The sequence below is a fragment of the Corynebacterium sanguinis genome (genome assembly GCF_007641235.1).
Taxonomy (GTDB): domain Bacteria; phylum Actinomycetota; class Actinomycetes; order Mycobacteriales; family Mycobacteriaceae; genus Corynebacterium; species Corynebacterium sanguinis.
In genome coordinates this window covers 1,269,980-1,294,943 of the sequence record NZ_CP038157.1, presented here as the reverse complement: position 1 = coordinate 1,294,943, position 24,964 = coordinate 1,269,980, and the positions used below count along the sequence as shown (strand labels likewise).

The 24,964-nt window shown below is 65.1% G+C and carries 28 protein-coding genes, 4 tRNA genes and 1 pseudogene; 23 read left to right on the top strand and 10 right to left on the bottom strand.

The features are described 5' to 3' along the window. Positions 1–33: 33 nt before the first annotated feature. From E3227_RS06340 to E3227_RS06325, 4 genes are all read left to right on the top strand, one after another. Positions 34–107, top strand: a tRNA-Arg gene (locus E3227_RS06340). Positions 108–293: 186 nt separating this feature from the next. After that, positions 294–1,664, top strand: coding sequence for an MFS transporter (locus E3227_RS06335; protein WP_375543043.1), 1,371 nt, complete (start codon positions 294–296; stop codon positions 1,662–1,664). Between the two features lie 39 nt (positions 1,665–1,703). Further along, positions 1,704–2,132, top strand: a complete 429-nt coding sequence (locus E3227_RS06330; RefSeq protein ID WP_136652867.1) for a hypothetical protein — start codon at positions 1,704–1,706, stop codon at positions 2,130–2,132. Then, positions 2,122–2,430 (top strand): transcriptional regulator, encoded by a 309-nt coding sequence (locus E3227_RS06325; protein WP_375543044.1) that lies wholly within the window; start codon positions 2,122–2,124, stop codon positions 2,428–2,430. Before E3227_RS06330 ends, E3227_RS06325 begins: the two co-directional genes overlap by 11 nt. A gap of 8 nt (positions 2,431–2,438) precedes the next feature. On the opposite strand, the gene E3227_RS06320 is transcribed toward E3227_RS06325, so the two are convergent. Continuing rightward, complete coding sequence (locus E3227_RS06320; RefSeq protein WP_136652869.1) at positions 2,439–3,194, bottom strand: enoyl-CoA hydratase/isomerase family protein; 756 nt, start codon at positions 3,192–3,194, stop codon at positions 2,439–2,441. Positions 3,195–3,434: 240 nt separating this feature from the next. On the opposite strand from E3227_RS06320, the pseudogene E3227_RS06315 reads away from it, so the two are divergent. The 11 genes and pseudogenes from E3227_RS06315 to E3227_RS06265 all read left to right on the top strand — a co-directional run. Beyond that, positions 3,435–4,556 (top strand): annotated as a pseudogene (locus E3227_RS06315) (IS256 family transposase); the annotation flags it as partial. A 237-nt stretch (positions 4,557–4,793) separates the two neighbouring features. After that, positions 4,794–6,827: an NADPH-dependent 2,4-dienoyl-CoA reductase gene (locus E3227_RS06310; protein WP_136652870.1), complete on the top strand. Its 2,034-nt coding sequence runs from the start codon at positions 4,794–4,796 to the stop codon at positions 6,825–6,827. A 170-nt stretch (positions 6,828–6,997) separates the two neighbouring features. Further along, entirely contained in the window at positions 6,998–7,234 is a 237-nt protein-coding gene (locus E3227_RS06305) for a hypothetical protein (protein ID WP_136652871.1), read from the top strand. 135 nt (positions 7,235–7,369) lie between these two features. Beyond that, positions 7,370–7,657, top strand: a complete 288-nt coding sequence (locus E3227_RS06300) for a hypothetical protein (protein WP_144317915.1) — start codon at positions 7,370–7,372, stop codon at positions 7,655–7,657. Positions 7,658–7,720: 63 nt separating this feature from the next. After that, positions 7,721–8,275, top strand: coding sequence for a hypothetical protein (locus E3227_RS06295; protein ID WP_144317914.1), 555 nt, complete (start codon positions 7,721–7,723; stop codon positions 8,273–8,275). Continuing rightward, the gene (locus E3227_RS06290) at positions 8,259–8,486 is read left to right on the top strand and encodes a helix-turn-helix domain-containing protein (RefSeq protein WP_144317913.1); all 228 of its coding nucleotides are present in this window, start codon (positions 8,259–8,261) and stop codon (positions 8,484–8,486) included. The genes E3227_RS06295 and E3227_RS06290 overlap by 17 nt, the downstream gene beginning before the upstream one ends. 13 nt (positions 8,487–8,499) lie before the next feature. Beyond that, on the top strand, positions 8,500–9,306 hold the full coding sequence (gene cmrA, locus E3227_RS06285; protein ID WP_136652874.1) for a mycolate reductase: 807 nt from the start codon (positions 8,500–8,502) through the stop codon (positions 9,304–9,306). Further along, the gene (orn, locus tag E3227_RS06280) at positions 9,307–9,942 is read left to right on the top strand and encodes an oligoribonuclease (protein ID WP_136652875.1); all 636 of its coding nucleotides are present in this window, start codon (positions 9,307–9,309) and stop codon (positions 9,940–9,942) included. A 47-nt stretch (positions 9,943–9,989) separates the two neighbouring features. Beyond that, positions 9,990–10,065 (top strand) — tRNA-His (locus tag E3227_RS06275). Positions 10,066–10,084: 19 nt separating this feature from the next. Continuing rightward, on the top strand, positions 10,085–10,480 hold the full coding sequence (locus E3227_RS06270) for a hypothetical protein (RefSeq protein ID WP_144317912.1): 396 nt from the start codon (positions 10,085–10,087) through the stop codon (positions 10,478–10,480). A gap of 310 nt (positions 10,481–10,790) precedes the next feature. Next, entirely contained in the window at positions 10,791–12,263 is a 1,473-nt protein-coding gene (locus tag E3227_RS06265) for a hypothetical protein (RefSeq protein ID WP_186366029.1), read from the top strand. Here E3227_RS06265 and E3227_RS06260 read toward each other — a convergent pair. Next, positions 12,221–13,399 (bottom strand): L,D-transpeptidase, encoded by a 1,179-nt coding sequence (locus tag E3227_RS06260; protein WP_311197000.1) that lies wholly within the window; start codon positions 13,397–13,399, stop codon positions 12,221–12,223. The two genes, E3227_RS06265 and E3227_RS06260, sit on opposite strands and share 43 nt — an antisense overlap. Positions 13,400–13,628: 229 nt before the next feature. Here E3227_RS06260 and E3227_RS06255 point away from each other — a divergent pair. Together E3227_RS06255 and E3227_RS06250 are read left to right on the top strand one after the other, a co-directional pair. After that, positions 13,629–13,701, top strand: a tRNA-Lys gene (locus tag E3227_RS06255). Between the two features lie 65 nt (positions 13,702–13,766). Beyond that, on the top strand, positions 13,767–14,327 hold the full coding sequence (locus E3227_RS06250) for a nicotinamidase (RefSeq protein WP_136652877.1): 561 nt from the start codon (positions 13,767–13,769) through the stop codon (positions 14,325–14,327). 2 nt (positions 14,328–14,329) lie between these two features. Here the strand turns inward: E3227_RS06250 and E3227_RS06245 are convergent, their stop codons facing one another. Next, the gene (locus E3227_RS06245; protein WP_006839710.1) at positions 14,330–14,605 is read right to left on the bottom strand and encodes a DUF3618 domain-containing protein; all 276 of its coding nucleotides are present in this window, start codon (positions 14,603–14,605) and stop codon (positions 14,330–14,332) included. Between the two features lie 73 nt (positions 14,606–14,678). Between E3227_RS06245 and bcp the strand changes: the two genes are divergently transcribed. Next, on the top strand, positions 14,679–15,152 hold the full coding sequence (bcp, locus tag E3227_RS06240; RefSeq protein ID WP_136652878.1) for a thioredoxin-dependent thiol peroxidase: 474 nt from the start codon (positions 14,679–14,681) through the stop codon (positions 15,150–15,152). A gap of 96 nt (positions 15,153–15,248) precedes the next feature. On the opposite strand, the gene E3227_RS11460 is transcribed toward bcp, so the two are convergent. Then, complete coding sequence (locus E3227_RS11460) at positions 15,249–15,389, bottom strand: hypothetical protein (RefSeq protein WP_153257537.1); 141 nt, start codon at positions 15,387–15,389, stop codon at positions 15,249–15,251. 98 nt (positions 15,390–15,487) lie between these two features. Here E3227_RS11460 and E3227_RS06235 point away from each other — a divergent pair, with 98 nt between their 5' ends. The 3 genes from E3227_RS06235 to E3227_RS06225 are packed head-to-tail and all read left to right on the top strand — an operon-like array spanning position 15,488 to position 17,902. Beyond that, positions 15,488–16,651: an alpha/beta hydrolase gene (locus E3227_RS06235; protein ID WP_136652879.1), complete on the top strand. Its 1,164-nt coding sequence runs from the start codon at positions 15,488–15,490 to the stop codon at positions 16,649–16,651. A 39-nt stretch (positions 16,652–16,690) separates the two neighbouring features. Further along, positions 16,691–17,047, top strand: a complete 357-nt coding sequence (locus E3227_RS06230; RefSeq protein WP_136652880.1) for a hypothetical protein — start codon at positions 16,691–16,693, stop codon at positions 17,045–17,047. A 3-nt stretch (positions 17,048–17,050) separates the two neighbouring features. Continuing rightward, entirely contained in the window at positions 17,051–17,902 is an 852-nt protein-coding gene (locus tag E3227_RS06225) for a hypothetical protein (RefSeq protein WP_144317911.1), read from the top strand. On the opposite strand, the gene E3227_RS06220 is transcribed toward E3227_RS06225, so the two are convergent. From E3227_RS06220 to E3227_RS06210, 3 genes are all read right to left on the bottom strand, one after another. Then, positions 17,884–17,965, bottom strand: a tRNA-Leu gene (locus E3227_RS06220). The two genes, E3227_RS06225 and E3227_RS06220, sit on opposite strands and share 19 nt — an antisense overlap. A 28-nt stretch (positions 17,966–17,993) precedes the next feature. Further along, positions 17,994–19,787 carry a S9 family peptidase gene (locus E3227_RS06215; RefSeq protein ID WP_144317910.1) on the bottom strand — a complete coding sequence of 598 codons (1,794 nt, stop codon included), beginning with the start codon at positions 19,785–19,787 and terminating at the stop codon, positions 17,994–17,996. Further along, a complete protein-coding gene (locus E3227_RS06210) occupies positions 19,787–22,366 on the bottom strand; it encodes a carboxylate--amine ligase/circularly permuted type 2 ATP-grasp protein (protein ID WP_144317909.1) in 2,580 nt (859 codons plus the stop codon). Before E3227_RS06210 ends, E3227_RS06215 begins: the two co-directional genes overlap by 1 nt. Positions 22,367–22,406: 40 nt before the next feature. On the opposite strand from E3227_RS06210, the gene E3227_RS06205 reads away from it, so the two are divergent. Further along, a complete protein-coding gene (locus E3227_RS06205) occupies positions 22,407–22,850 on the top strand; it encodes a hypothetical protein (protein ID WP_136652884.1) in 444 nt (147 codons plus the stop codon). Between the two features lie 3 nt (positions 22,851–22,853). After that, complete coding sequence (locus E3227_RS06200; protein WP_136652885.1) at positions 22,854–23,219, top strand: DUF3817 domain-containing protein; 366 nt, start codon at positions 22,854–22,856, stop codon at positions 23,217–23,219. 15 nt (positions 23,220–23,234) lie between these two features. Here the strand turns inward: E3227_RS06200 and E3227_RS06195 are convergent, their stop codons facing one another. Genes E3227_RS06195 through rph form a run of 3 tightly spaced genes read right to left on the bottom strand, consistent with a single transcriptional unit; the run spans position 23,235 to position 24,963 of the window. After that, complete coding sequence (locus E3227_RS06195) at positions 23,235–23,615, bottom strand: hypothetical protein (protein WP_246062633.1); 381 nt, start codon at positions 23,613–23,615, stop codon at positions 23,235–23,237. Beyond that, positions 23,612–24,229: an RdgB/HAM1 family non-canonical purine NTP pyrophosphatase gene (gene rdgB / locus E3227_RS06190; RefSeq protein WP_144317908.1), complete on the bottom strand. Its 618-nt coding sequence runs from the start codon at positions 24,227–24,229 to the stop codon at positions 23,612–23,614. Before rdgB ends, E3227_RS06195 begins: the two co-directional genes overlap by 4 nt. Continuing rightward, positions 24,223–24,963, bottom strand: a complete 741-nt coding sequence (gene rph / locus E3227_RS06185) for a ribonuclease PH (RefSeq protein ID WP_006839698.1) — start codon at positions 24,961–24,963, stop codon at positions 24,223–24,225. Before rph ends, rdgB begins: the two co-directional genes overlap by 7 nt. Position 24,964: the final 1 nt, after the last annotated feature.

Below are 24,964 nucleotides of genomic sequence, written 5' to 3'. Positions count from 1 at the left end.
CTCGCACGCTGGGGCACACCCGGGCCGTGCGCTGCCCCCATAGCTCAGTGGATTAGAGCATCCGGTTTCTACCCGGCTGGTCGCGGGTTCGAGTCCTGCTGGGGGCGCTTTTGTCCTCAGTCGCGACATGCTTGACCAACCGGCGCTTGGAAATTATTTTCGTGGGCCGGTTTTTGCTTGTCGAAGAGCTGCCCCGCCGCACCCCAACCCCCCAAACGCGCGATACGTATTCCACGGAGTAAAATCCACATCCCATAAAACGAGAAGAACCGAATAGTGAAGGGATTGGGATTGTGAGTTCAACCGTCGGCACGCACGCGTCCACACCCGCGGTGCCCCAGCAGGCAAGCGCGGCGGAGCGCGCGAAAGTGCGCCTGGCCTCGACCATTGGCACCACCATTGAGTTCTACGACTTCTACGCCTACGCCACCGCAGCCGTTGCCGTATTTCCCTTTTTGTTCTTCCCCAAAGCCGAAAGCGACACCGTCGCACTACTGCAGTCCTTCGCCACCTTCGGCCTCGCGTTCATCGCCCGGCCCCTCGGCTCGATCGTCTTCGGCCACTTCGGCGACCGCGTCGGGCGTAAAGCAACCCTCGTCTTTGCACTTCTCACCATGGGCATCGCAACCTTCATCATCGGCCTTCTGCCCACGTACGCACAAGTGGGCATCTGGGCCCCGGCGCTGCTCGCGCTGATGCGCTTCTGCCAAGGCCTCGGGCTCGGCGGCGAGTGGTCGGGGGCGGCGCTCCTGTCCACCGAAACCGCCGCGAAGGGTCGCCGCGCCTGGGCCGCGATGTGGCCGCAGCTGGGTGCACCGTTCGGATTCCTGCTCGCCAACGGGTTCTTCCTCGTGCTGGTCACCTGGCTGGGCCACACCAGCGGGGACCTTGAAGGCGCGTTCATGTCGTGGGGCTGGCGCATTCCCTTCCTCATGTCCGCGGTCATGGTCGCCGTGGGGCTGTGGGTTCGCCTGAGCATCGAGGAAACCCCGGTGTTCCAGCACGCACTGGCTAATGACAAGAAGGTCTCCTCCCCCATCGCCGAGGTGTTCTCCACCGCGTGGCGCCCGCTGATCCAGGGCACGCTCGTGATGGTGGGGTGCTACACCCTGTTCTACCTCGTGACCACGTGGTTTCTGTCCTACGGCATTGGCTCGGCCGCCGAAGGGGTTGGCCTGGGTATCCCCTACGTCGACTTCCTCAAGCTCCAGCTCGTCTGCATCTTCGGCTTCATGCTCGGCATCCCGGTTGCCTGCCGCCTGGCAGACACCTACGGCCGGCGCCCCGTGCTTGGCCTGACCTCCGTGGCCATCATCATCTACGGCCTGAGCTTTGGCTGGCTGCTCAACCCGGAGAGCTTCACCATGGTCTCCCTCGAGGTGTTCCTGTTTCTCGGAATGGTCCTGATGGGGATGATTTTCGGGCCGATGTCCGCCATCCTGCCGGAGCTCTTCCCGTCCAACGTTCGCTACACGGGATCGGGCGTTTCCTATAACGTCTCGTCCATCCTCGGCGCTGCCATCGCTCCCTTTATCGCCACTGCGCTCAACGCCTCCTATGGCCCACAGGCCGTGGGTATCTACCTCGCCGTGGTGACCGTGATTTCGCTCGCCGCCATCGTGTGGGCGCCCGAAACGGTGAACAAGGAAATGCACGAGATTTAGGCCTTTACCCGAAGCGCCACCCGTCCTATACTTTCCACTATGGAAAGTAACGATGTGAAAGAGGCGCTTCAGGCCGTCGAGGAGGTAGAACGCTCGGTCGAGCGCCGTTCGGGCCAGCGCCGGGTGCCCCTGTGGGTGGGCTTCGCGGTCTCCCTCCTGCTGGGCGCTTCCATGGGTCTGGTGGTCTACGGCAGCCTCTGGGGGTATGCGCTCTTTGTGGCCTGGGCAGTCCTGCTGATCGCCATCGCGTACACCGACAGCAGGAATCGCGGGGTTCGCCCGACGCTGAAGCAGGAGGTCAAGCCCGAACCTCAGGTTTCCCGCAGCGCTTTGGTTGGCCCTTTTCTATTCTTCGCCCTCATCTTGCTGCCCAAGGGGTCAGTGACCTGGGCGATCGTCGCAGGGGTGGTTTCCACCGCAGCGTTTTCCGTTTTGTACTGGTGGGAGTGGAGTGGCCGTGCAGCTTGATCCCGTCATCCACCCCGTGGGCCGGCTGAAAGTCTGCGCCGCGCTATCCGCCGCCGGAGCCACCGAAGGCGACGTGCGCTACGAGATGCGTTTCGCCCACCTGCGCGAGGTCACCGGGCTTTCCGATACCACCTTGTCCAAGCAGCTTTCCGCCCTCGAAGAACACGGGTACATCACCCGCTTCCGCGAATACGGCTCCACCCGCGCCAAGGACACCGTGTGGGTCACGCTCACGCGCAAGGGCAAGGAGGCCTTCGACGGCCATGTCGCGGCGCTGCGCGAGATCGCGGCGCATTAAAAGGCGCTTTACCTGCCAGTGCTGTTTTTGGACAGTGCTGCCTGCAGGTTGTCCACGCTGACATGCTGGGCGTTCCACAACACCGCGTTTTTCATGCTCTGGTTGTGGTCAAGGCCGTCGACAAGCGTGCGCTTCGTGCCTGCAAGCGCCTTCGGCGGTAGCGCCGCGAGCGCCTCGCCCAGCTCTTCGGCGCGCGCCAAGAGCGCATCTGGGCTGTCCAGCACCTCAGTGACAAGCCCCCAGGATTCGGCGGTGCGGGCGTCGATAGGCTCGCCGGTGAGCGCCAAATGGGCTGCGCGGCCGCGGCCAATGATGTGCGGGAGCCGCTGCAGCCCGCCGAGGTCCGCGGTGATTCCAAGCTTGACTTCCGGCAGGCTGAAGCGGGCATCGGAGCTGCACAGGCGGATGTCCGCGGCCGCGATGAGCTCGAGGCCCGCGCCGATGCACCACCCGTTGACGGCGGCGATCACGGGGATGGGCAGCGCGGCCACCCCTTCCGTCACGGCGTGCATCCGGTCGACAACAGCGGCGAACTTTTCGGGGTTGCCCAGCGCCGGCACAATCTGCTCGGCACTTTCTTTGATGTCGAGGCCGGCGCTGAACACGGCTTCACCGCGCAGCACGAGCACACGGGCATCGCTCAGGCTGGCCAGCACCTGCGGGACTTCCTCCCAAAACGCCTGGCCCATCGCGCCCATTTTGGAGGTGATGGTCAGCGTCGCCACAGCTGCGTTGCGCTCGAGCTTTACCGTCGTTGTATCCACGCCCCTACCCTACAGTTTCTGGCACCTAACTACGTCGCTTTTCAGGCGCACGGCGTCCGGCGTGCGGGTTCACTCTGAAACGGGCTTGGCCACCCCCGCCGACGGTTGCGATGCTCCCATTATCAGTGTCCGTTAGCGTGGTGTATCTGTAGCTGCCGGTGACGACCTCATGAATGCACGAGGCGACCACCGCAGTACCTTTCGAATCCGTAACCACACTTCCTCGAAAGGGAAACCACGATGGCCGCTGGCCCCCATTCTATCGACCCGACCACCTACCTCGACGAACTCCTCGCCCAAGCCTCCCCGGACCTGATGCGCGAGATGCTCCAGCGCTTCATCAACCAGATCCTCTCCACCCAGGCCGACCAGATTTGTGGCGCCGGCTACGCCACCGTCAGTGACAACCGCACCAACGTCCGCAACGGCTACCGCCACCGCGACCTCGACACCAGAGTCGGCACCATCGACGTCGCCGTGCCGAAACTACGCACCGGTTCCTTCTTCCCGGACTGGCTGCCGCAACGACGCACCCGAGCAGAACGGGCCCTGACCACCGTGATCGCCACCTGCTACCTCAAGGGTGTCTCCACCCGCAGGATGAACGACCTCGTCGCCACCCTGGGGATCAACAACCTCTCAAAATCGCAGGTCTCAGACATGGCCAAAGATCTCGATCAGATGGTGGAAGATTTCCGCACCCGACCCCTGGATACCGGCCCCTACCTCTATGTTTCCTGCGACGCGTTGACCATGAAGGTCCGTGAAGGCGGCCGCGTGGTCAAGACTTCCGTCCTGCTGGCCACCGGCGTCAATGCCGAAGGGTATCGGGAGTTGTTGGGCATGCAGGTCGCCACATCCGAGTCCGTGGCCTCCTGGACGGGTTTCTTTCGCGACCTCAAGGCCCGGGGCCTAAACGACGTCTACCTGGTCACCAGCGACGCACACTTGGGCATCCAGCACGCGATCGGCGAGGTGCTGCCGAACGCGTCCTGGCAGCGGTGCCGGACGCACTTCGCGAAGAACCTCTCCGGTCTAGTGCCGAAAACGCAGTGGCCAACATTGTCGGCGATGTTCCAGACGATCTTCCAGCAACCCGATGCCCGGGCTGTATGGGATCAGGCCCGGGAGGTGGTGGCGTTTTGTGAGCAGAAGTTCCCGCACGTGGCCGACTACCTGGAAGAAGCCCTGGATGAGCTACTCGCGTTCACCCACGCCCCGAAAGCAGTGTGGACAAAGGTCTGGTCGAACAACCCCACCGAGCGGTTGAACCGGGAGATCCGCCGGCGCACCGACGTCGTGGGGATCTTCCCCAACCGCGACGCGGTGATCCGCCTGGTTGGTGCCGTGTTGGCGGAGCAGCATGAGTGAGAAGGATCCAGCAGAAGCGCTACATGTCGTTGACGAACCTGGAGCAGACGAAGGCAATGATGGCTGCCGCCGTCATCGATGCCGGCGACACCGTTCAGGAGGTCACATGAGCCAGTCTCAACACCGGGCTCGTGCCGGTCCCTGACACCGTCATGCTGCCTGTTTTATCGAAAGGCAGATACACCACTCCCGTGGACTTGACCCCCGCCGACTGTTAAACTGCCCACCATGACAAGCCCCTACCCCCACCTGTTTGAGCCCCTTGACCTCGGATTTACCACCCTGAAAAACAGGGTGATCATGGGATCGATGCACACCGGCCTCGAAGAGGTGGAGCACGGTTTCGATCGCCTCGCAGCCTTCTACGCCGAGCGCGCACGCGGCGGCGCGGGCCTCATTGTCACCGGCGGCATCGCGCCTAACGACGCCGGGCGCACCGTCCACCACGGCGCGCGGATGGCCACAGAGGAAGAGGCGCAGCAACATCGCCGGATCACGGACGCCGTGCACGCCGAGGGCGGCAGGATTGCAATGCAGATTCTGCACGTCGGGCGCTACGCCTACCACGACAAGATGGTCGGCCCGAGCCCAATCCAGGCGCCGATCGCGCCGTTCGTCCCGCACGAGCTGAGCGACGCGGAGGTCGAGCAGACCATCGAGGACTTCGTCCGCGCCGCCACCCTGGCCCGCTCCGCAGGCTACGACGGCGTGGAGATCATGGGCTCCGAGGGCTACCTGATCAACCAGTTCATCGCGCGTCACACCAACAAGCGCACGGATCGCTGGGGCGGGTCTTACGAAAACCGCGTCCGCTTCGCCCGCGAGATCGTGCGCCGCGTCCGCGAGGCCGTGGGGGCCGAGTTCATCATCATCTACCGGCTTTCCATGCTGGACCTGGTGCCGGACGGGTCGACGCTGGACGAGGTCATCCAGCTCGCGGCGTGGATCGAGGAAGACGGCGCCGATATTTTGAACACCGGCATCGGCTGGCACGAGGCGCGCGTGCCCACGATCGCCACCTCGGTGCCGCGCGGTGCGTGGGCGTGGGTGACGCGGGAGCTGATGAAGGCCCGCAAGCAAGGCGCTTTCCACCTCCCCCTGGTGACCTCGAACCGAATCAACACCCCCGGCAAGGCGGAGGAGCTGCTCGCACAGGGCTACGCCGACATGGTCTCCATGGCTCGGCCGTTCCTCGCGGACGCGGAGTTTGTGAGCAAGGCCGCCGCCGGCAAGGCCGACATGATCAACACCTGCATCGCCTGCAACCAGGCGTGCCTAGACCACACCTTCTCCATGAAGGTGGCGACGTGCCTGGTTAACCCGCGTGCGGGCCACGAGACCGAGCTGGTGATCGCCCCGACCGAGTCGCCAAAGCGCATCGCGGTCGTAGGCGCTGGACCAGCCGGGCTGTCGTGCGCCGTCACCGCCGCGCAGAGAGGCCACGCCGTCACGCTTTTCGACGCCTCCCCCAATGTCGGCGGCCAGCTCAACGTCGCCAGGCGGATTCCCGGCAAGCAGGAGTTCGACGAGACCGTCCGCTACTTCACCAACATGCTTGCAGCCGAGGGCGTGGACGTGCGCCTGAATACCCGCGTGAGCGCCGACGACCTTGAGGGCTACGACGAGGTCGTCGTCGCAACCGGCGTGACCCCGCGGGTACCGGACATCGAGGGCCTTGATCACCCAAAGGTGTTGAGCTATCTAGAGGTCCTGCGAGAGCGCGCGGAGGTGGGCGAGACGGTCGCGATTTTGGGCGCGGGCGGCATCGGCTTCGACGTCGCGAGCTTCCTCACTGAGCCCGAGCGCGACACTAGCCGGGACCCGGAGGCCTTCTTCGACGCGTGGGGCGTGGACACGGACTACACCACCCCCGGCGGGCTGAAGGCGCCCGAACGCACCCGCCCGGCACGGCGTGTGGCGCTCATGCAGCGCAAGACCTCCAAGGTCGGCGAGAACCTGGGCCGCACAACCGGCTGGATTCACCGCGCCGAGTTAATGCACCGCGGGGTGGAGATGCTACCCGGCGTGACGTATCACCGCATTGACGACGCCGGCCTGCACATCACCGTCGACGGCGAGGAGCGCACGCTGGATGTGGACAACGTCGTGATCTGTACTGGCCAGGAGTCGCTTCGCGAGCCCTACGACGAGCTGCTCGCCCGCGGCGTCAAGGCCCACCTGATTGGTGGCGCGGACGTCGCCGCAGAGCTGGATGCCAAGCGCGCGATCGACCAGGGCACCCGGTTGGCTGCGTCGCTGTGACGGCGGCGTGGGCGAGGCGTCGCTAAGCTTGAAGCTCATAACCCATTGAAGGAGGCTTGGACATGACCGAGAAGAACACCCCGAATAACGAAGACAGCATCAACGACCTCATCGATCCGGACGCCGACGAGCAGTTCCAGGAGGAAGTCTCCACTGAGGAGGAGAAGTAGATGGCTCAGGATTCTGACCGCAGCCAGTCGTCGGAGAAGGAGAAGCTTCTCGACGCCGCCGTGACGCGCATCGGCAACTCCCCGACGAACTTCAACTCCGTCGACGACTTCGAGAACGCGGAGAACGAGACCGCGACCACTGACGAGGGCCACCTCGACGAGCACCCCAACACGGAAGCGCGCACCGGGCAGGTTGAGGAAGGCCTCGACGACGGTAACAACCGCTCGCAGTTGTAACTGAGCGGCCCGCAGGTTGATGCAGCTCGCGAGCGTGAAGCGCTCGACGCCTTAGAGAGCATTCGCCGCCGGGCCACCCGCCGCCCCTCATCGTGGGCATGGGTGGTGCCGGCGGCGCTGTGTTTCGGTCTGGCCGTGTTCCTGGCTATGCAGCGCAGCGTGTGGGCCCTAGTGCCCGCCCTCCTGGCGCTGGCGCTGGCTATTGGCCTCGAGGTGACCCGGCGTCGCAGGCCGGTGCGGGCGGCTTTAAAGCAGCCGGTCCGGCCGGATCCGCCCTTTAGTTGGCGCCTCGTGGCGTTGTACTTGGCGGCTTATGCACTTGTCCTCGCTGTGCCTAAGGGCAACGTGCTGGTCTTGGCGGTGGTGGGCTGTGTGGCGACGGCGGCCACGCTGGCGGCGGGCTGGACGTCGAGGCCGCGCTGAATTTTCCTTCTCCCCCTTGCACGCATATCGATTGTCGATACACTCTTTCTGTCAAGAGGCATCATGGCCCAAACCGCCCACCCCGCAACCCCAGCCACCAAGAGCTTTAAAGAAGCGCTCATCGCCGTCGCCTTCGTCGTCATCCTCTGGTGCATCCCGGAGATCTACCAGATGTTTTCTAACGGGATTGTCATCACCCGCCTCTCTCCCGCGCTGTCCGACGGGTTAGCCGTGGCGGCACTTCCGCGCGCTATTGTCATCGCCTACGTCGTTGCCTTCGCGCTCAAATACGCCTCGCTCATCGCCATCGCCGCATTCCTCACCAGGGCGTTTGCCTCAATGCTTCGTGGCACGCTGTTTTCCACCACCGTGACCAAGTCGCTGCGCTTCGCCAGCTACGGGATTGTCGTCTGGATCATCGCGCGCCTCGGCATCGAAGGCCTGGCCAACAACCACGCGGCCTTCGTCCTCGGAGTCGATTCGTGGTGGAACACCGGATCGGGCACACCCCTGTCTGACCTCAGCCCCGCGATCATCCTCATGGCTACGCTCATCGCATTCGAAGCTGTTCTCCAGCGTGGCAAGGCTCTCGAAGAGGAGGTTGACGGCCTTGTCTAAGACACCCCGCGTCGTCTGCCGCCTCGACGCCCTCATCGAGGCCAAAGGAATCACGGGTGCCGCGCTCGCCGAACAGGTCGGCATCACCCCGGTCAACCTCTCCGTGCTGCGCAACAACCGGGCGAAGGCGGTTCGCTTCACCACCCTCAGCGCCCTGTGCGAAGCCCTCGACTGCCAGCCCGGCGACATCTTCGAGGTCGTCTACGACTAGTACTGTGGGCAGCATGACTTTCCCTGCCCCTTCCATCGACTCCTATGCGCTGGTCACCGGCGCGTCGCAAGGCATCGGCGAAGCCATCGCCCGCTACCTTGCCTCCGCCGGCTACAACCTCATCCTTGTCGCGCGCCGTGAGGACGTGCTCATGCAGCTTGCCGACGCCCTCTCGGCCCGCCACGGCGTCAACTGCGACGTCTTCGCCGCCGACCTCTCAAAGGAACGCGACGTCACGGCCCTTATCGAGCACATCCATAACCGCACGGTAACCATCTGCGTCAACTCCGCCGGCATCGCCTCCTTCGGCCCGTTCATGAAGGCCGATTGGGACTACGAGGTCAACCAGTACAACCTCAACGCCACCGCGGTGTTCCGCATCACCAAGGCTGTCCTGGACCAGATGGTGCCGCGCGGCGAGGGCGCGCTGTGCAACGTCGGCTCGGCTGCTGGAAACATGCCTATCCCCAACAACTCCACCTACGTCTTTACCAAGGCGGGCGTGAACACGTTCACCGAGTCCCTGCACTACGAGCTCAAAAGCACCGGCGTGCACTGCACCCTTTTGGCCCCCGGCCCCGTTCGCGAGGCCGTAGTTCCGGACGAGGAAAAGACAATTGTTGACAAGGTTGTGCCCGATTTCCTTTGGACCACCTACGAGTCTTGCGCGAAAGACACCCTGGCCGCCATGCGCCGCAACAAGCGCCGCGTCGTGCCCGGACCACTGTCGAAGGCGATGGACGTCGTGTCCACCTACACCCCGCGCGGCTGGCTCTCTCCGCTGATGGGACGCTTCTACGAGCAGATGGGAGAGGCATAAATGTCACACGAGATCGCCAATAAAAACGATCGCATTGTCTGGATCGACCTTGAGATGACCGGGCTCGACCCCGACAAGCACGTCATCGTGGAGGTCGCCGCGCTTGTCACCGACGCCGAGCTCAACATCCTGGGCGAGGGTATCGATATCGTCGTCCACGCCACGCAGGCGCAGCTCGCCGAGATGGACGAGGTCGTCGTCGCCATGCACACCGACAACGGGCTGCTCCCCGAGATCACCGCATCGACGGTCAGCCTCGCAGACGCCGAAGATGCGGTGCTGGGGCTCGTCGCTAAGCACTGCGATCCCGCCCACCCCGCGCCGCTTGCCGGCAACTCGATCGCCACCGACCGCTCGTTCATCCGCGCGCACATGCCGCGTCTCGACGCCGCCCTGCACTACCGCATGATCGACGTCTCCACCGTCAAGGAGCTCGCCCGGCGCTGGTTCCCCAAGGCATACTTCAACCAGCCCGACAAGGGCATGTCGCACCGCGCGCTGGCGGATATTGTCGAATCGATCCGCGAATTGGACTACTACCGGCGTAGCGTTTTCGTTGAGGCGCCGGGGCCCGACTCGCAGGAAGCAACCGAGGCGTCCACCGCCGCGCGCGACGCCTACCAGCGGTTTTTGTAATAACCGGGGCGCATACTAATGTAGAACCCGCTGCAAAAACAGCGATGGTGGCTGTAGTTCAGCTGGTAGAGCACCAGGTTGTGATCCTGGGTGTCGCGGGTTCGAGTCCCGTCAGCCACCCCAAAAATTTATACACCGCGCGGTGCATCGATGCGCGCCAGCGCCACCCCGCCACCGCGAGGACGAGCGGGACCCCGAGAATCACCCAGAGGTCCAGTATTGGCATGGCCCAAAAGACGTCCTGGGTTTCACTGCCCACAGCACGCGCGAAGACGGCCACGTGGGCACCGACCACGACAGCGGCGCCGCCCGCAACCGGCGCCCGATAAGCCACGCGGGTAGCAGCGAGCAGCAGGGCGATCACAACACCAACGATCACCAGCGCGATGAGCAGCGGGTGCTGCGCCAAAGGCCCGAGGATGAGCAGGCCGAGGCAGAAACCACCGGCAAGGCCCGCTGTTGCGGGGAGCCACGGGCGCGAGGGGGCGGCGTCGATACGCGAGCCCAAGAACCAAAGGGCGCCGAAGATAAGCGCTGACGGCAGCCACGACAGAGCGGCCAGCAGCACGACGTTACCCACCCAGACCATGTCCGCTCCTTTTCCCCTGCGCTTAGAGGGGTTAATTGTGCCTGCAAGGCTAGGGCGCAAAGGTGCCCTCCGCCGCGCGCGGGAAGAAACTCGGTACTTTCGTAGATTCTCCAGCGGCACACAGAACGGTTTGCGCTGTTCACGCCCACCTACCTCACTTGCTGGCAAGTGCCGCTCGGCCCGAATCCTGAGTCGATGCACACGCTCGCGCTAAATATAAAGGCATGCGCGAGCCAACCTGCCTGTTAGCATCCACACCATGCACAAACACCTTTTGCGCGCCACTGCCAGCCTGTGCGCTGCCGCCGCCTTAAGCCTCGCCACGCTGGCTCCCGCCCACGCCGCCGCCCCGACCGGCACGCGCCTGATGCACCGCGACATCTCCTCCACCGACTCGGTGCCGTGGGCCGGGCCGCGCGACCCTCGCCTGTCGGCGTGGTCCGTGCCGGGGGCGTCATGCTCGACGCTGTTCCAGGGCTCCGACGGCATGGTCGTCGGCTTGTGCACCAAGTACGTCGGTGTCCAAAACGGGCTCAACGTCATCGTCCCCTCGGTCGCGCTGTTCGACCCCCATTCCGCCCAACTGCTCGCCTCCCACGAGCTGCACAAAGACGGCCTCCTCGGGGGCGTCTACGGCTACCTCGACGAGGCTGACCGCGTCGTCATCGCCGAGGGCCACGACATCGTGCGCATCGGCTACAACCACACCGATCGTGGCTGGGCGCTGACGGAAGATTCGCGCACCTCCCTGCCCGACTTGGGCACGGACGCCGCACTGGCCGGGGTGACCCCCGACGGGCAGGGCCGCGTGTGGTTTGCCACGAAAGACTCCGTCGTGGGTGTCGTCGAGCTTGACGGTGGCGTGAAAGTGGCGTCGTTAAGCGGGCAAGGCGAAGCCCGCGAGCTCATCGCCAACGGGCTGACCGGCCGGCCGAACGGGGCGAGCGTGCTCACCGACCACGCGCTCTACGAGGTCAGCCTCGGCGCCGACGGCGAAATCACCACCGCGTGGCGGCACCCCTACGACCGGGGCTCGGGCCGCAAACCCGGCCAGCTGTCCTGGGGCTCGGGAACCACGCCGACGGTGTTTGGCGATCACGGCGAGTGGATCGCCATCGTCGATAACGCGGACAACTCCCCCAACCTGCTCGTCCTCGACGCCGCGACCGGCGAGAACGTGTGTACGTTGCCCGCGTTCGCCACCAGCGGCCCCGGCACCGAAAACAGCATCATGGCGCGCGGCACCACCCTGTGGATCCCCTCGACCTACGGCTTTGACTACCCGCCCTTCGCCGTCGACGGGCCGAGCGTGCCTAACGACGCCCCTTACACCGGCGGCCTGACCAAGGTCGACGTCGTCGCCAACCCGGCAGACGGATTCGACTGTGTCCGCGCCTGGGAAACCAACGCGCGCATCGCCACGCTTCCCGTGCTCACCACCGCCGACTCCACCATCTGGGCGCTGACCACAGCGCGTGCCGACGGTAGCGCGGAGCACGAGGTCAGCGTGCTGGGCATCGACGCCGACACCGGCGCCGAAACGCACCGCGTCCCCATCGGGGTGCAGCCCTTCGACGCGCCGCTGCAACTCACCGGCATGGTCACCCCGCAGGGCGAGCTGTGGCAGGCCACCGCCACGCGACTTTTGCGCATCGGCGCGGATACAAGCGCGGGCGACGCTGCGAGCTCCTACCCGTCGGGATTAAGCTCGTCCCAGCTCAAGTTCCAGTAGCCGAGTCCGTCCCAGCCAGCCAGCGTGTCCCCGCCGGTGTTAACCACCTTGACGGGGTCGCCTCGCTTGACGGTGGCCTGGTACCACTGCGCGTCCTCCGGGCTGGCGTTGATGCAGCCGTGGGACTGGTTGTACGAGCCGAGCGCACCGAGGGCCCAGGGCGCGGAGTGCACGTAGATCCCGGAATACGACAACTGGGTCGCGTACTTGACCGGGGTCTTGTACCCGCCGGCGTCAAGGCTTAAGCCGTAGGTGGTGGAATCCATCACCATGGATTCGTTCTTGTCGCCGACGACGTACGTGCCGTTGGGGGTCTCCCAGCGGCCCGGGCGGCCCAGCGAGACCGGGAAGGAACGCACGACCTCGCCGTTGCGCGTCACGGTCAGGGTCTTGGTGGCGTTATCTACCGTGGTCAGCACCTCGTCGCCGACGGTAAACGACATCTCCGACTTATCGGCGCCGTACACCCCGCCGCCGAGGTCGACACCGTAGATGTCCGCCGTGACGGTGACCTGCGTGCCCGGCTCCCAGAAGTCCTTCGGGCGCCAGATGGCCACGTTGTCGCTCTGCCAGTAGAACCCACCCTCGGTGTCGTTGGAGGTGGTGACCTTGATCGCCTCTTGGGCCTTCTCCTTGTCCCCCGGGGCGTAGCTGAAGTGAATCGGGATGGCCTGGCCCACGCCCACCTCCGCACCCTCCTGCAGCGCGAAGTACACCGACGACTGGGCGGCAGGCGCGACGGTGGTGAACGTGCGCTCGAAGCTTGTCCCGTCGCGGTCGGTGCCCTTGAGTGTGTAGGTGCGCCCGTAGCCCAGCGGCTCCGCGGTGGACCACTGCGTCATGTCGGAGTTGAACTCGTACTTGACCACCTTGCCCGACTCGTTAGTCATCTGCGCGGAGCGGATGCCCGCCTCCGCCTCCACGGTCACCGGCTCAACCGGCGAAACCTTCGTCGCACCGTCCCCAACGGACACCACGGGCGGCGCAAACGATTCCGTGGTCTCCGTGGCTGTCTGCTCGCTGGAATCACTGGCGGATTCCACCTCGCCGATGGTGCAGGCGCTCACGGTCACACCCAGGGCAAGGGCCAATCCGATAGCGGTGGTGCTTTTCAGGGCTCGTGGCAAAGTCTTCAATGCTCGTTCCTACTTTCCCGCCCGACTCACGTCATGCACGTCGTGATGCGTCAATCTTTTCGCCCCTTAGCCTATCCCCATTAGGCACCGGGGCGAAACCAAACACACCCGGCAGGCCAAACCGCGCCTGACCTGCCGATTTCACCCCATATAACCCTAGATGCTATATTTTTCTTCGTTGCAATAACGGCAGCCGCGCTAAGAACCAGGTTCTTCGCAGGCCAAGTTTGCGCCATTAGCTCAATTGGTAGAGCAACTGACTCTTAATCAGTGGGTTCGGGGTTCGATTCCCTGATGGCGCACAACATCACCCCCGCCGGGAGGAAATCCGCGCGGGGGTTTTCCGCACGCGGTGTATCGTTGCGTTATGAAAACAGCACTGCTCATCGTCGATGTTCAGAACGATTTTTGCCCCGGCGGCAGCCTCGCCACCGCGCGTGGCGACGACGTCGCTACCGCGATCGCGCAGCTTATCTCCGGCGACCACGGCTACGCCCACGTCGTGGCGACCCAAGACTGGCACATTGATCCAGGCGCGCACTTCTCCTCCGAGCCGGACTTTGTGGATTCATGGCCGGTGCACTGCGTCGCGGGCTCCGACGGCGCGGCGCTGCGCGCGCCCCTGGATCCGGCACACATTGAGGCCTTCTTCCGCAAGGGTCAGTACCGCGCCGCGTACTCGGGTTTCGAAGGCGCCACCGAGGACGGCACCGCGCTTGGCGAATGGCTCAACCGCGCCGGAATCAGCGCGGTTGATGTGTGCGGCATTGCCACGGACCACTGCGTCAGGGCGACAGTCCTAGACGCTTTACGGGAGGGCTTCGACGTTCGAGTCTCGAAAGAGCTGTGCTCGCCTGTCGACGAGGCCCGCGCCACACGGGCCCTCGATGAGATGCGCGCTGCGGGCGCGCAGGTTAAAGCTGGTTAGCGCTAGCGACGAGCCAGCAGGCGCTGCAGCTCCTTGAGCTCCTTCTTGCGCTTGCGGCCGTTGAGGGCCTTAATGCCGATCAGCACAGCAACACCGACGCCGATGCCGACGAGGACCTTCTGCACGGTCTCATCCTGGAAGAAGTTCTTAGCCTGATCCTTCGCGTTGTCAGCGAGCGTCGACGGGTTCGCGCGGTGCGCAATCTCGTCGAGGGTGCTTGCGAGCTGGTCGCGGGTGCGCTCGATGTCGCGCTCGATGTCATCAATATCTCGTGCCACGGTGATGTACTCCTCAGGTCTGCGAACTCTTAGTAAAGGTTTCCAAACCTACATTAGTGTAAAACCGTAAGGCATGACCGAAAATACCCGCTTACACGTTGGAGATCCCGCCCCCGCTTTCAGCCTGACCAACGACCGTGGCCAGACTGTCGCCCTGTCGGATTACGCCGGCCGCAAGGTTTTGGTGTACTTCTACCCTCGCGCGAACACGCCGGGCTGTACGGCAGAGGCGTGTGACTTCTCCGAAAAGCTCAGCGACTTCGAAAACGCCGGCGTCGACGTCATCGGAATCAGCCCGGATGCGCCCGAGGCCTTGGCAAAGTTCCGTGCCGACCATGACCTGACCATCGAGCTGCTCTCCGATCCCGAGAAGACGGTGATGAGCGAGTGGGGCGCGTACGGGGAGAAGCAGAATTACGGCAAAACGGTCGTGGGCGTCATCCGCTCGACCTTCCTCGTCGGCGCCGACGGCACGATCGAGCAGCTGCAGTACAACGTTCGCGCCTCGGGCCACGTCGAGCGGATTCTGCGCGATTGGCCGGTGTAGCCACAACACTGGCGTCGCAAAAACGAAATCAACGCACGTCCCGCTTGCGCTGGCGTGCGTTGTTTTCGTGCCACCCCACGCAGCAGGGTTGACGCGCTACAGCAGGCCGAACGTCGATGAGGCCAGAGCGGAAATCGGTGCGCTGAGCTGTGCGAGCGGGCCGAAGACGCTTGTGACGGCATCGATAATCGGATCCCAGATCTCGGGGTCAAAGGGTGTAGCGATCCGTGAGGACATGTAACACCACTCCTTTCTTTTGTGAAATAGTTTCAAGTCTCAACTATGCTATCTAACCCATAAACCATTTGTTACAAAAGTTAGTCGATAGGAAAACCGTGACACCGACATCAGCCGCTTCCCGCCGAGCCCGCTTCACGGCCCGCTTCACGGCCGCTGTGTGCACCGCCGCGCTCGGCGCAACGCTGCCCGCGGTGGCATCTGCGCAAATGCCCAACCCGCTGTCCTCCATGTCGTCGACAGGCTCGTCGACGGGCGGCTCGTCGGGCGAGGATGCGCCCCTGGTTACCCGCGAGCAGCCGACCGTGCAGCCAGCGCAGATCTTCACCGAGCCGTCCCGCGAGCTCACCGCTGAAGAGCTGTGGGCGATTGGTAACCGCGGTGTCGAGTACGCCGAGGCCTACTCGCCGGTGATGGGACGCCGGGAGAGCATGCTGATTGCGCGGCCAAAAGATCCCGCTCTGCGCGACAACGCACCGACGATCTACCTGCTCAACGGCCTTGACGCTGGCACCGGCTGGTTCGCCTACACGGACGCGGCGGAGTTCTACACCTCCCGCGGCGTCAACGTCGTCATGATTACCTCCGGCGCGTTTTCCTACTACACCAACTGGATCCAGGGCCCTGACCAGTGGGACACTTTCCTCGCCCGCGAGCTCCCGGCCGGGGTGGAGCAGTACCTCGGTGCGAACGGCAAGCGCGCTGTGATGGGCGTGTCCATGTCCGCTACCTCGGCACTGTCCCTCGCCCAGAACAACCCGGGCGTCTACGACGGCGTGGCCTCGATCTCCGGCTGCGCCTCGACGACCAGCCCACTGGGCAAGATCGCCGCCGACGCCGTGTTCGCCTCGGCCCACATCCCGCTGACCTTCGAGGATGTGTGGGGCGACCCGAATGGCGAGTACGCGCGCTCCTACGATCCGATGCTGAACCTGAGGAAGCTCTCGCCTGAGTTCCAGGGCAAGGATTTGGACCTCTTCATCTCCTCGCCGAGTGGCCTGGCGGGAATGGAGTCGCTGACCACGGGCAACATCGTGGACCCGGGCAACAAGGATCTCGCCTTCAACTTCGTCACCATCGGCGGGCGCATCGACCTGGCCTCCAACATCTGCACCCACGTGCTGCACCAGCGCCTGAACGCGCGTGGCATCGATCACGACGCGCGCTTCTACCCGCAGGGCACCCACAACTGGAACTCCTTCCACTGGGCCGTGGCCGATTCCTGGCCCACCCTCAGCCGCGGTTTGGGTAAGCAGGCGTAGCGTTAGCCACTGCCTGCCATAGCCCCTAAGGTGGGCGCTATGGCAGACACTGAGACGACCAATCCCGAGCGTTCTGGCTGGCAGTATTCCAGCTTCGCCTTGGCGTTCGCCGCTCTGATCGTCGTGCCCGCGCTGCTCGCGCTGAGCCTTCAGGCTCGCGCCACCACAACGACGCTTCTGGTCTACCTCCCAGTGGCGTCGTTCGCGCTTGGGCTTATCGACGCCACGTGGTTCCGCTTCACCTGGTCCTTCCCGTTCACCGCCGCCGCGATGTTCTGGGTGTCCACCTTGTTGATGTACAACCCCGGCACGTGGATCTACGCCGTCGGCGTGCTCCTGGTCTGCGCCCTCGGGGGAGCCCTCGGCGGCGCGCTGACCGCCAAGGGTGAGCGCTAAGCCATGGAAGTGTGGACACTGAACCACCCGGAACGCGGCCCGATCACCCTGGAGCGCGGCTACGACGCCGAGTTCGCCGAGCTCTACCCCGACTGGCCCGCCACGCCTGAGGACGCGGCGCGGGAGTTTCGGACCACTTCAGCTACGGCGTCGATACGCGAGCGGCTCGGGGATCTGCGCGCCAACCCGCCGGCGCGACTACAGGTGTGGGTGGGCTCGCGCGTTGTGGCGCGCTACTCCACGATCTCCTCGGGGCGCATCCCGCTGGCGTCGCCAAGCATGAAAATGCGCTCGAGCTTCGGCGTTGCGGATCGCTCGAAACCCCATCTGTCGATTGAGGCGAACTTCTTCGACGACGTGCTCAGCGTCGATTACCGCGAGGGCCCGACTGTGGTTGAGTTCGACCCGCCGGAGGGAAGCCGCGGGCACAAACGCCGCACCCAGATGGAGTCCAGCGCGGTCAAACGGGTCGCGTATCCCCTGGCACAGGGCCTGGGCAAAGGCGGCTGGGCGCTGGCCGTGATCATCCTTGGCCCGCTCGTGGGCCGAATCCTCCAATGGCTGCTGCAGTTCCTGCCCGACGTCGAGATCACCCTGCCCTCGATCTACCTACCGGTGCCGACCCTGCCGCAGATCTACCTGCCCACCCCCACCATCGAGTGGCCAGAGATCAACCTGCCCGAGGCACCCGCGTGGCTGGTTTTCCTCATGGAGTACTCCAGGATCTGGATCCCCATCGTGATTGGCCTAGTCATCGGCATTGTCGCCGTGCGCAACCACAGGAAGTCCGAGCGCGAAAAGCAGCACTGGCACAGCGCCCACCCCGAGGCCGAAAGTGCGCCCGGGGAGACTTGAACTCCCACGTCCGAAGACACTGGAACCTAAATCCAGCGCGTCTGCCAATTCCGCCACGGGCGCGTGCAAACCATCATGTTACATGGCCCGACTAGCTCGACGGAATCATGCCGTGGGTGCCAAGGAAGTCGAGCATCTCCTCCGCGATCCGGGCTCGGTTCTGGCGTTTGAGGAACTCGTGGCCCTCGTCGTCAAACATCAGCAGGCGCGTCGGGATCCCCCGGGCGTCGAGAGCCTCCTTCATTTGGTGCGACTCGCTCGGCGGGACGTTGTTGTCGTGGGCGCCGTGGATGAACATCACTGGGGCGGCGACGTTGTCGGCGTCGTTAAGCGGCGAGAAGCACTTGAGAAGCTGCGCGTCGTGGAACGGGTAGCCGTACTTCGGGTACGCGGCGCTAGCGATCCACGGCTCGGTATCGCGGTAAAAGGTTTGGATGTCGCTCATGCCGCAGGCGGCGATCCCGCAGCGAAACAACTCCGGAAACGCCGTCATGCCCTGCAGCGTGAGGAACCCGCCGTAGGAACGACCCGCGACCGCCACGCGCTCGGGGTCCGCCAAACCCGCGGCGACGAGGAAGCGCACCGTGTCGGCCAGGTCGCTAATACCACGGAAGCGGCCGTAGCGGTTGTCCGCGTTGACGTAGCTGCGCCCGTAGCCGGAGGAGCCGCGCACGTTCGGGGTAAACACGCTGATCCCGGCGCGGATAACCGCCGTGAGCACGTCATGGTACTCCGGGCGCGACTGGCCCTCCGGCCCGCCGTGCAGGTGGATGAGCATGGGCCTCTTCTCATCCGGGTCATCGCTGCGGTACAGCCAACCGGAAAGCTCGAGGCCATCGCGCGCGGTGTAGCTGACGTGGTCGGGCGTGTTCTCGCTGATCTGCGCCCCGCGCATAGACTCGCCGAGCGCATCCTTCGGGGAAAAAACCTTCACCTGGGGACTGACGTCGGGGCCCTGCACCGTCAGCGCCAACAGTGAGCCGTCCTCGGTCAGCGACGGCGACGAGGCCACCATGCCCGGAAGCTGGATTGAGCGCCGCGCCGACACACGAAGGCTGCGCGACAACGCCATGACCTCAAGCTGGGAAACGCCGTTGCGGCACCACAACACGGCCGCGACGCGCTTGTTGCGGCTGAACACGAGTTGTTCCACGTCGGCGTCGCCGTACTCGGCGATCACCGTCATCTCCGGCTGGCGGTCGCGGAAATCAATGCGCATGACCCGGCGCCGGTTGGCACCCCAGTCGCCGTGGATCACCAGCGACGGCGGCCCTTCGTCGCCCTCGCCCAGTGGGAGCACCACGCCCTCGTCGACGGTGGAGCCCGGGTCCGGCGGTAGAATGGGCTGCCACGTCCCGTCGGGGTGGATCAGCAGCAGCTCCCGGTTACCGCGGGGGCCGACGCACATCAGCGAGTAGCCCCCCTCACAATCCACAAGCATCGCGTCGGCGCGGCGATCGAGCAACTTGGTCGTGCCGCTAAAGGGGTCCACCAGTCGCGCTTCAGTGATGCCGTCGTCCTGCAACGCGGCCACCGCGAGGTACTCGTTGTCCCATTCAACGATGCGAACCCGCAGGTCGCTCGGGGTGTTCACACCCTTGGCGGAGGAGTCGGAAGGGTCGGTCGTGACCAGCCAGATCTCGGAGTACTCCGATCCTTTCGGCGCGGCCTCGCAGGCCAGCCACTTGCCATCGGGCGAGTGCAGGACGCGTGTGACGGGGCCGTCGACTGGGATGTTGACGGGGCGCTCTTTGCCCACGCTGCCATCGGGCAGGATGGTGGCCTGGACCGCGTAGGGGTAGGCGTCGTCACGCGCGATGAACGCGATTTCCGAGCCGTCCGGGCTAAGCGATGGCCCGTAGGTAAAGCGAACGTCTTCGCGCACTATGTTTGCCCTTCCGTCACAATCCAGGTGTCCTTGCCGCCGCCGCCGCGCGAGGAGTTGACCACCAGCGAGCCCGCCGGGGCGACACGCGTGAGCCCCGCCGGCGCCGTATGCACGGTAACACCTGAACCGCTGGCGCGCAGGTGAGTAAACACACGCAGGTCCACGTGCCGCGGCTGCATCGCCGCCCCGTCGAAGGTGGGCAGGGTGGACAGGCCCACGACCTCCTGGGCCACGAACTGTTCGGGCTTGACCAGGAGCTCTTGACGACGCTCCTGGAGCTCCTCGTCGCCCGCCTCCGGGCCGATCGTGATGCCGGCGCCACCGTAGCCGTCGATCGGCTTGACCACGAGCTGGTCAAGGCGCTCCAGCACGCGGTCGCGGTGCTCGCGGATCGCACACAGGTAGGTCGGCACCGACGCCAGGATCGGCTTCTCGCCGAGGTAGTACTCGATCATCTGCGGAACATAGGCGTAGACGGCTTTGTCGTCGCCGACGCCGTTACCCAGCGCGTTAGCCACGGTGACGTTGCCCGCGGTGATCGCGCGCAGGATCTTGTAGCGCAGCTCTGCGCCGTCGGCCCCGCGCGAGGATAAGAACATATCCTCGTCCATGCGCAGGTACATTACGTCGATGCGGCGGCGCCCGCGGGGGCCGACCTCCCACGCCACATTGTCCTCGATCAGCAGGTTCTGCGGCAAGACAAGGTCAATGCCGGAAACCTCCGCGATCTTGACCTGCTCGAAGTAGCTCGGGTCATCCTTGCCGCGGGTAACCACGACGATGCGAGGGTCGTCCTGGGGGTGCGGCGGCAGCGCCGCGGCAAGCGTCTCGCCCATCATCGCGTAGCCCTCGGTGGGATCGTTCAGCGGCTGCGGCGCGGTGGCGAACAGCTCCGGGTAGTTGCGCTCCATCATCTTCCTCGCCTCCACCCCGAAAGCGATGCCGGAGGGCTGGCGCACGTTGTCTTCCAGGATCTGCCAGCCGGCCTCCGAGAAGATCAGGTCCGAACCCGACACGTGGTTGCGCACGGTGTCGCGCCACGCGGCGCGCCCCGTTGAGCGGTAGCCGGGGGACTTTTCCAAAATGTCGAGCCCGACGATCCCGTCACGGACGATGTCCTGGTCGCAGTAGATGTCGTTGAGGAATAAGTTGAGCGCCTTGGCGCGCTGCTCCACGCCGGCGGTGAGGTGGTCCCACTCGCGCGCAGTGATGATGCGCGGGACCATGTCCATCGGAAACGCCTGTTGGGTGTCCATACCCGTTGCCCGGAACGTCACACCCGCGGCGCTTAGGTCGCGATCCGCCATGGTTTGCTGCTTGCGCAGCTCCACCGCGCCGAGCTCGCGGGCGGTGGTGAGCACGCCTGCGTAAACGTCTCGGTCGGCGCCACTGGGCTCGACGGCCTCGTCGATGTAGCCGCTTTGGACCCACGTCGTCGGGCGGTACGCCCCAAACAGCGAGCCCTCCGTGCCCTTGTACTCGGTGAGCCAGCCGACGGTTTCGGACATGAGCTGATCCACCACGTCGTCAAGACGCCCGCGGCTACGGTAGGCGCGGCGCTGGCGGTACGCGCTGGTGCCGGTGCGGATGATGCCCTCGACGAAGCGCGTGACCATCTCGAGGTCGCCGCTGGCGCGCAGCTCGTCGGTAAGCAGCTCGACCGTGGAGCGCAGCACCTCGGCCGCAGGTCGCGGCGTGTACGTCTCGGGGCAGATCAGGCTGCCTTCGAGCCCGGAGCGCGAGGCACGCCACATCATCGAGCGGTGCAGGGTCGGATTCAGCGGCGGCGTCGGCGTGGAGGCGTCGACAAGCGCTGCCTCGCGAACAACCATCGCGCGAAACAGCGCCGCGATGGTGGAAATCGCGTCCACCGAGGGGCAGGAATCGCACACGCGCAGCTCGAGCAGGGGCTTGCTTATCGACGGCGCCAGGCTGTAGTACATCATCGCCTCATCCGCGATCACGCCCGCCTTGATGAGGGTGTCCACCAGCTCGTCGTACTCTTTCGCGTTGCTCACCGGGGCAAACGGCCCGCTCGTCGGCCAGCGCTGCCCGGTGAGATCGCGCGAGCTGGCGTAGCCGGTGTCGCTGCCCTCGACGCTAAACGGCGACGACGCCGACAGCGCCAGCAGCAAAGGAAGGTGCCGGCTCACGCCCGGCGACACCGCCACAGCCTGGTCGCGGTCACGCACCTCGACGTGGATCTGCGCGCTACAAATAAGCTGCTCGTGGGCCAAGAGCGCGTAGTCGGCGCTCATCTCCATGTAGCGGCTGCGCGGGGTAATCGCCAGGCTCGCGCGGTGCGCCAGGGGCATCGTGCCGGCCGCGGCGATCCCCAGCCCCAGCGGCTCCGCGACCGAGCTCACCTTCGCGCGCCCTTGGAGGAGTTCATCGCGTAACGACGTCACGTCGCCGTGCGACCCACTCGCGACCTGGATCATCGAATTTTGAAGCGACGGTGTGAAGGCCTCCCCCTCCAGCTGACTTAACAGGACGTCCGCTTTCGGCGCGAGCCGTCGCGTTTCCTTGTCTACGAGCTGGAGTTCCTCGAGAACCCTCATTTTTCGCGTTTCCATGAACACATAGTACGGCAACAGTCGATTGTCGAACTTTCGGATGATGTTGGTAGACTCGCGTGGTGTGAGTGAACCAGCCGAGCCCCGCCAGCGCTCCCGTATTCGGGTCCGCGCGTGGCACATCGTGCTGCTCATCGTCGCGGTGATCACGTCACTGCTGCTCGCCTACTGGCAGTGGACGCGCTACCAATCCGGCACCGGAACCTTCCAGAACCTGGGCTACGCCCTGCAGTGGCCGTTCTTCGGCGCGTTTTTTGTCTACGCCTACCGCGTGGGCCTGCGCATGGAAAACGAGAAGATTGACGCCGTGAACGAAGGCCGCAGCCTCGACGAGCTGTACCAGGCGGACCTGGCCCGCTACGGCGACGACGAACAAACGGAGATTGACCACACCTTCCTGCCGCCCCGCCCGGAACTCGACGTCGAAGAGTTCAACGCCTTAAACCAGCCCCGCCGCGGGCAGTACACCAACGAAGAAAGCTAGGACATGACGCACACCCCCGATGCCACTCCCAAGGTTCACCCCGAGCGCCAGCGCCGCGTGAAAACCGCGCTGCAGCTGTTCTCCGCCACCGCGTGGATTACCGGTGTGCTCCTGCTCCTGCTGGTGGTGCGCATGGTGATGCAGTACCTGCTCAACTTAGACGTCAGCGCGCTGGACTGGGTCGCGCGCGTGCACGGGCTGGCCTTCATCGCGTTCCTCATGGCCTCGCTCAACCTAGGCACAAAAGCGCGGTGGTCCGCCGCTGAATGGCTGACCACCGCGTTGTCTGGCGTTGTGCCGTTGATGTCGTTCTTCGTGGAGGCGAAGCGCCGCCGTGAGGTGCAGCGCACCTTCCAGCTCACGGGCTAGTTCTTTACTTGGTTTCTACCTGGTCGCTGCACGGGTGAGCACAATCGTGCCGAAGCCCTCTGCCTGGCCATTGTCCGGGTTCAGCGTCAGGGTGTCGCCGTTGAGCTGGGCGTTGTAGTTCAGGTCGCGGCCCGTCTTCGGGTCGACGAACTGGAACTCGTCGCCGTCGCGCTCGCACTCGGCGTCGTTGGTCTCGCCGGTTGCCTCGGTCACGGTCCACTCGCAGTCACCACCGTTGACGGTGATCTGCGCCTGGGTCTCGCCCTTGGTGGCATCCGCCGGGGTGGCCGTGCCCGACCATGCCCCGTCGTAGTCGCTGGAAGAGCCGCAGGCGGCGAGAAGCGCGCCGGAGGCGAGGATGGTAGCTGCTGCAGCAATGCTCTTGTTTTTCATCATTCTCTTACTGTAGCGCTAACCAGGTCCGCGATGTGCGGGGTTAAGGCCCGAAGCGCGCGGGAGCGGTGCGAGCGTGCGTTCTTCTCCGCGGCGCTGAGCTGCGCCGCGGAGCGGCCGTCGGCGTCGTTCGGCTGGAAAATCGGGTCGTAGCCGAAGCCGTTGTCACCCCGGGGCTCGCGCAGCAGCTGGCCCTCCCAGCGCCCCTCGGCGGTGAACTCGTCCCCCGCCGGCCCGACCAGCGCGCAGCAGGACACGAACGCGGCGTCGCGCAGCGCGATGTCCGTCATCTGGGCCAAAAGGAGCGCGTTGTTGGCAGCGTCGTCACCGTGCGTGCCCGACCAGCGCGCAGAGAGCACGCCGGGCATGCCCTTGAGCGCGGTGACGGCTAGGCCGGAATCATCCGCCACGCAGGCCAGCCCCGTCGCGGCCGCTCCCGCGCGGGCCTTGATCAGGGCGTTGTCCTCGAACGTCAGCCCGTCTTCGACGGGCTCCGGGTAGGCGTCGACGTCGCGCATTGAGACCAGCTCCACGCCCGCAATCCCGAGCTCGGCGAGGACTGCCTCGAGCTCCGCGAGCTTCTTCTGGTTTCCGGAGGCGACGAGAACCTTTACCACCCGAGCGCCGCCTTCTGCGCCTCGATGAGCTCACGGCAGCCCTTCTCCGCGACGGTGAGCATCGCGTCTAGCTCCGCGCGCCCGAATAGGCCGTGCTCGCCGGTGCCCTGGATTTCTACGAAGTTTCCGCTGTCGTTCATCACCACGTTCAGGTCCACCTCGGCGCGCGAGTCCTCCTCGTACGGCAAGTCGAGGGCCACGTGGCCGTCGACAAGCCCGGCGGAGACAGCGGCGACCGGCGCGAGCAGCGGCTCGCCGGGGACCAGACCGCGCTCGCTTAGAAACGCTATCGCGTCAGCGAGGGCGACGTACGCGCCGGTGATCGAGGCGGTGCGGGTGCCACCGTCAGCCTGGAGGACATCGCAGTCGAGCTGGATGGTGTTCTCGCCGAGCTGCGCCAGGTCCACCGCGGCGCGCAAGGAGCGGCCAACGAGCCGGGAGATCTCGTGCGTGCGGCCCTTGACCTTGCCCTTCATCGACTCGCGTGGCATGCGCTCGTGCGTCGCCGACGGCAGCATCGCGTACTCCGCGGTGAGCCAGCCCTCGCCCGAGTCCTTCTTGAAGCGCGGCACGCCGACCTCCACCGAGGCGGTGCACATCACGCGGGTTGCGCCGAACTCCACGAGCACGCTGCCCGCGGGGTTGGTGGTAAATCCGCGCGTGATGCGCACGGGCCGCATCTCGTCGAACGCGCGGCCATCTAAACGGGTGAACTCAGTCTTCGGGTCAGTCATG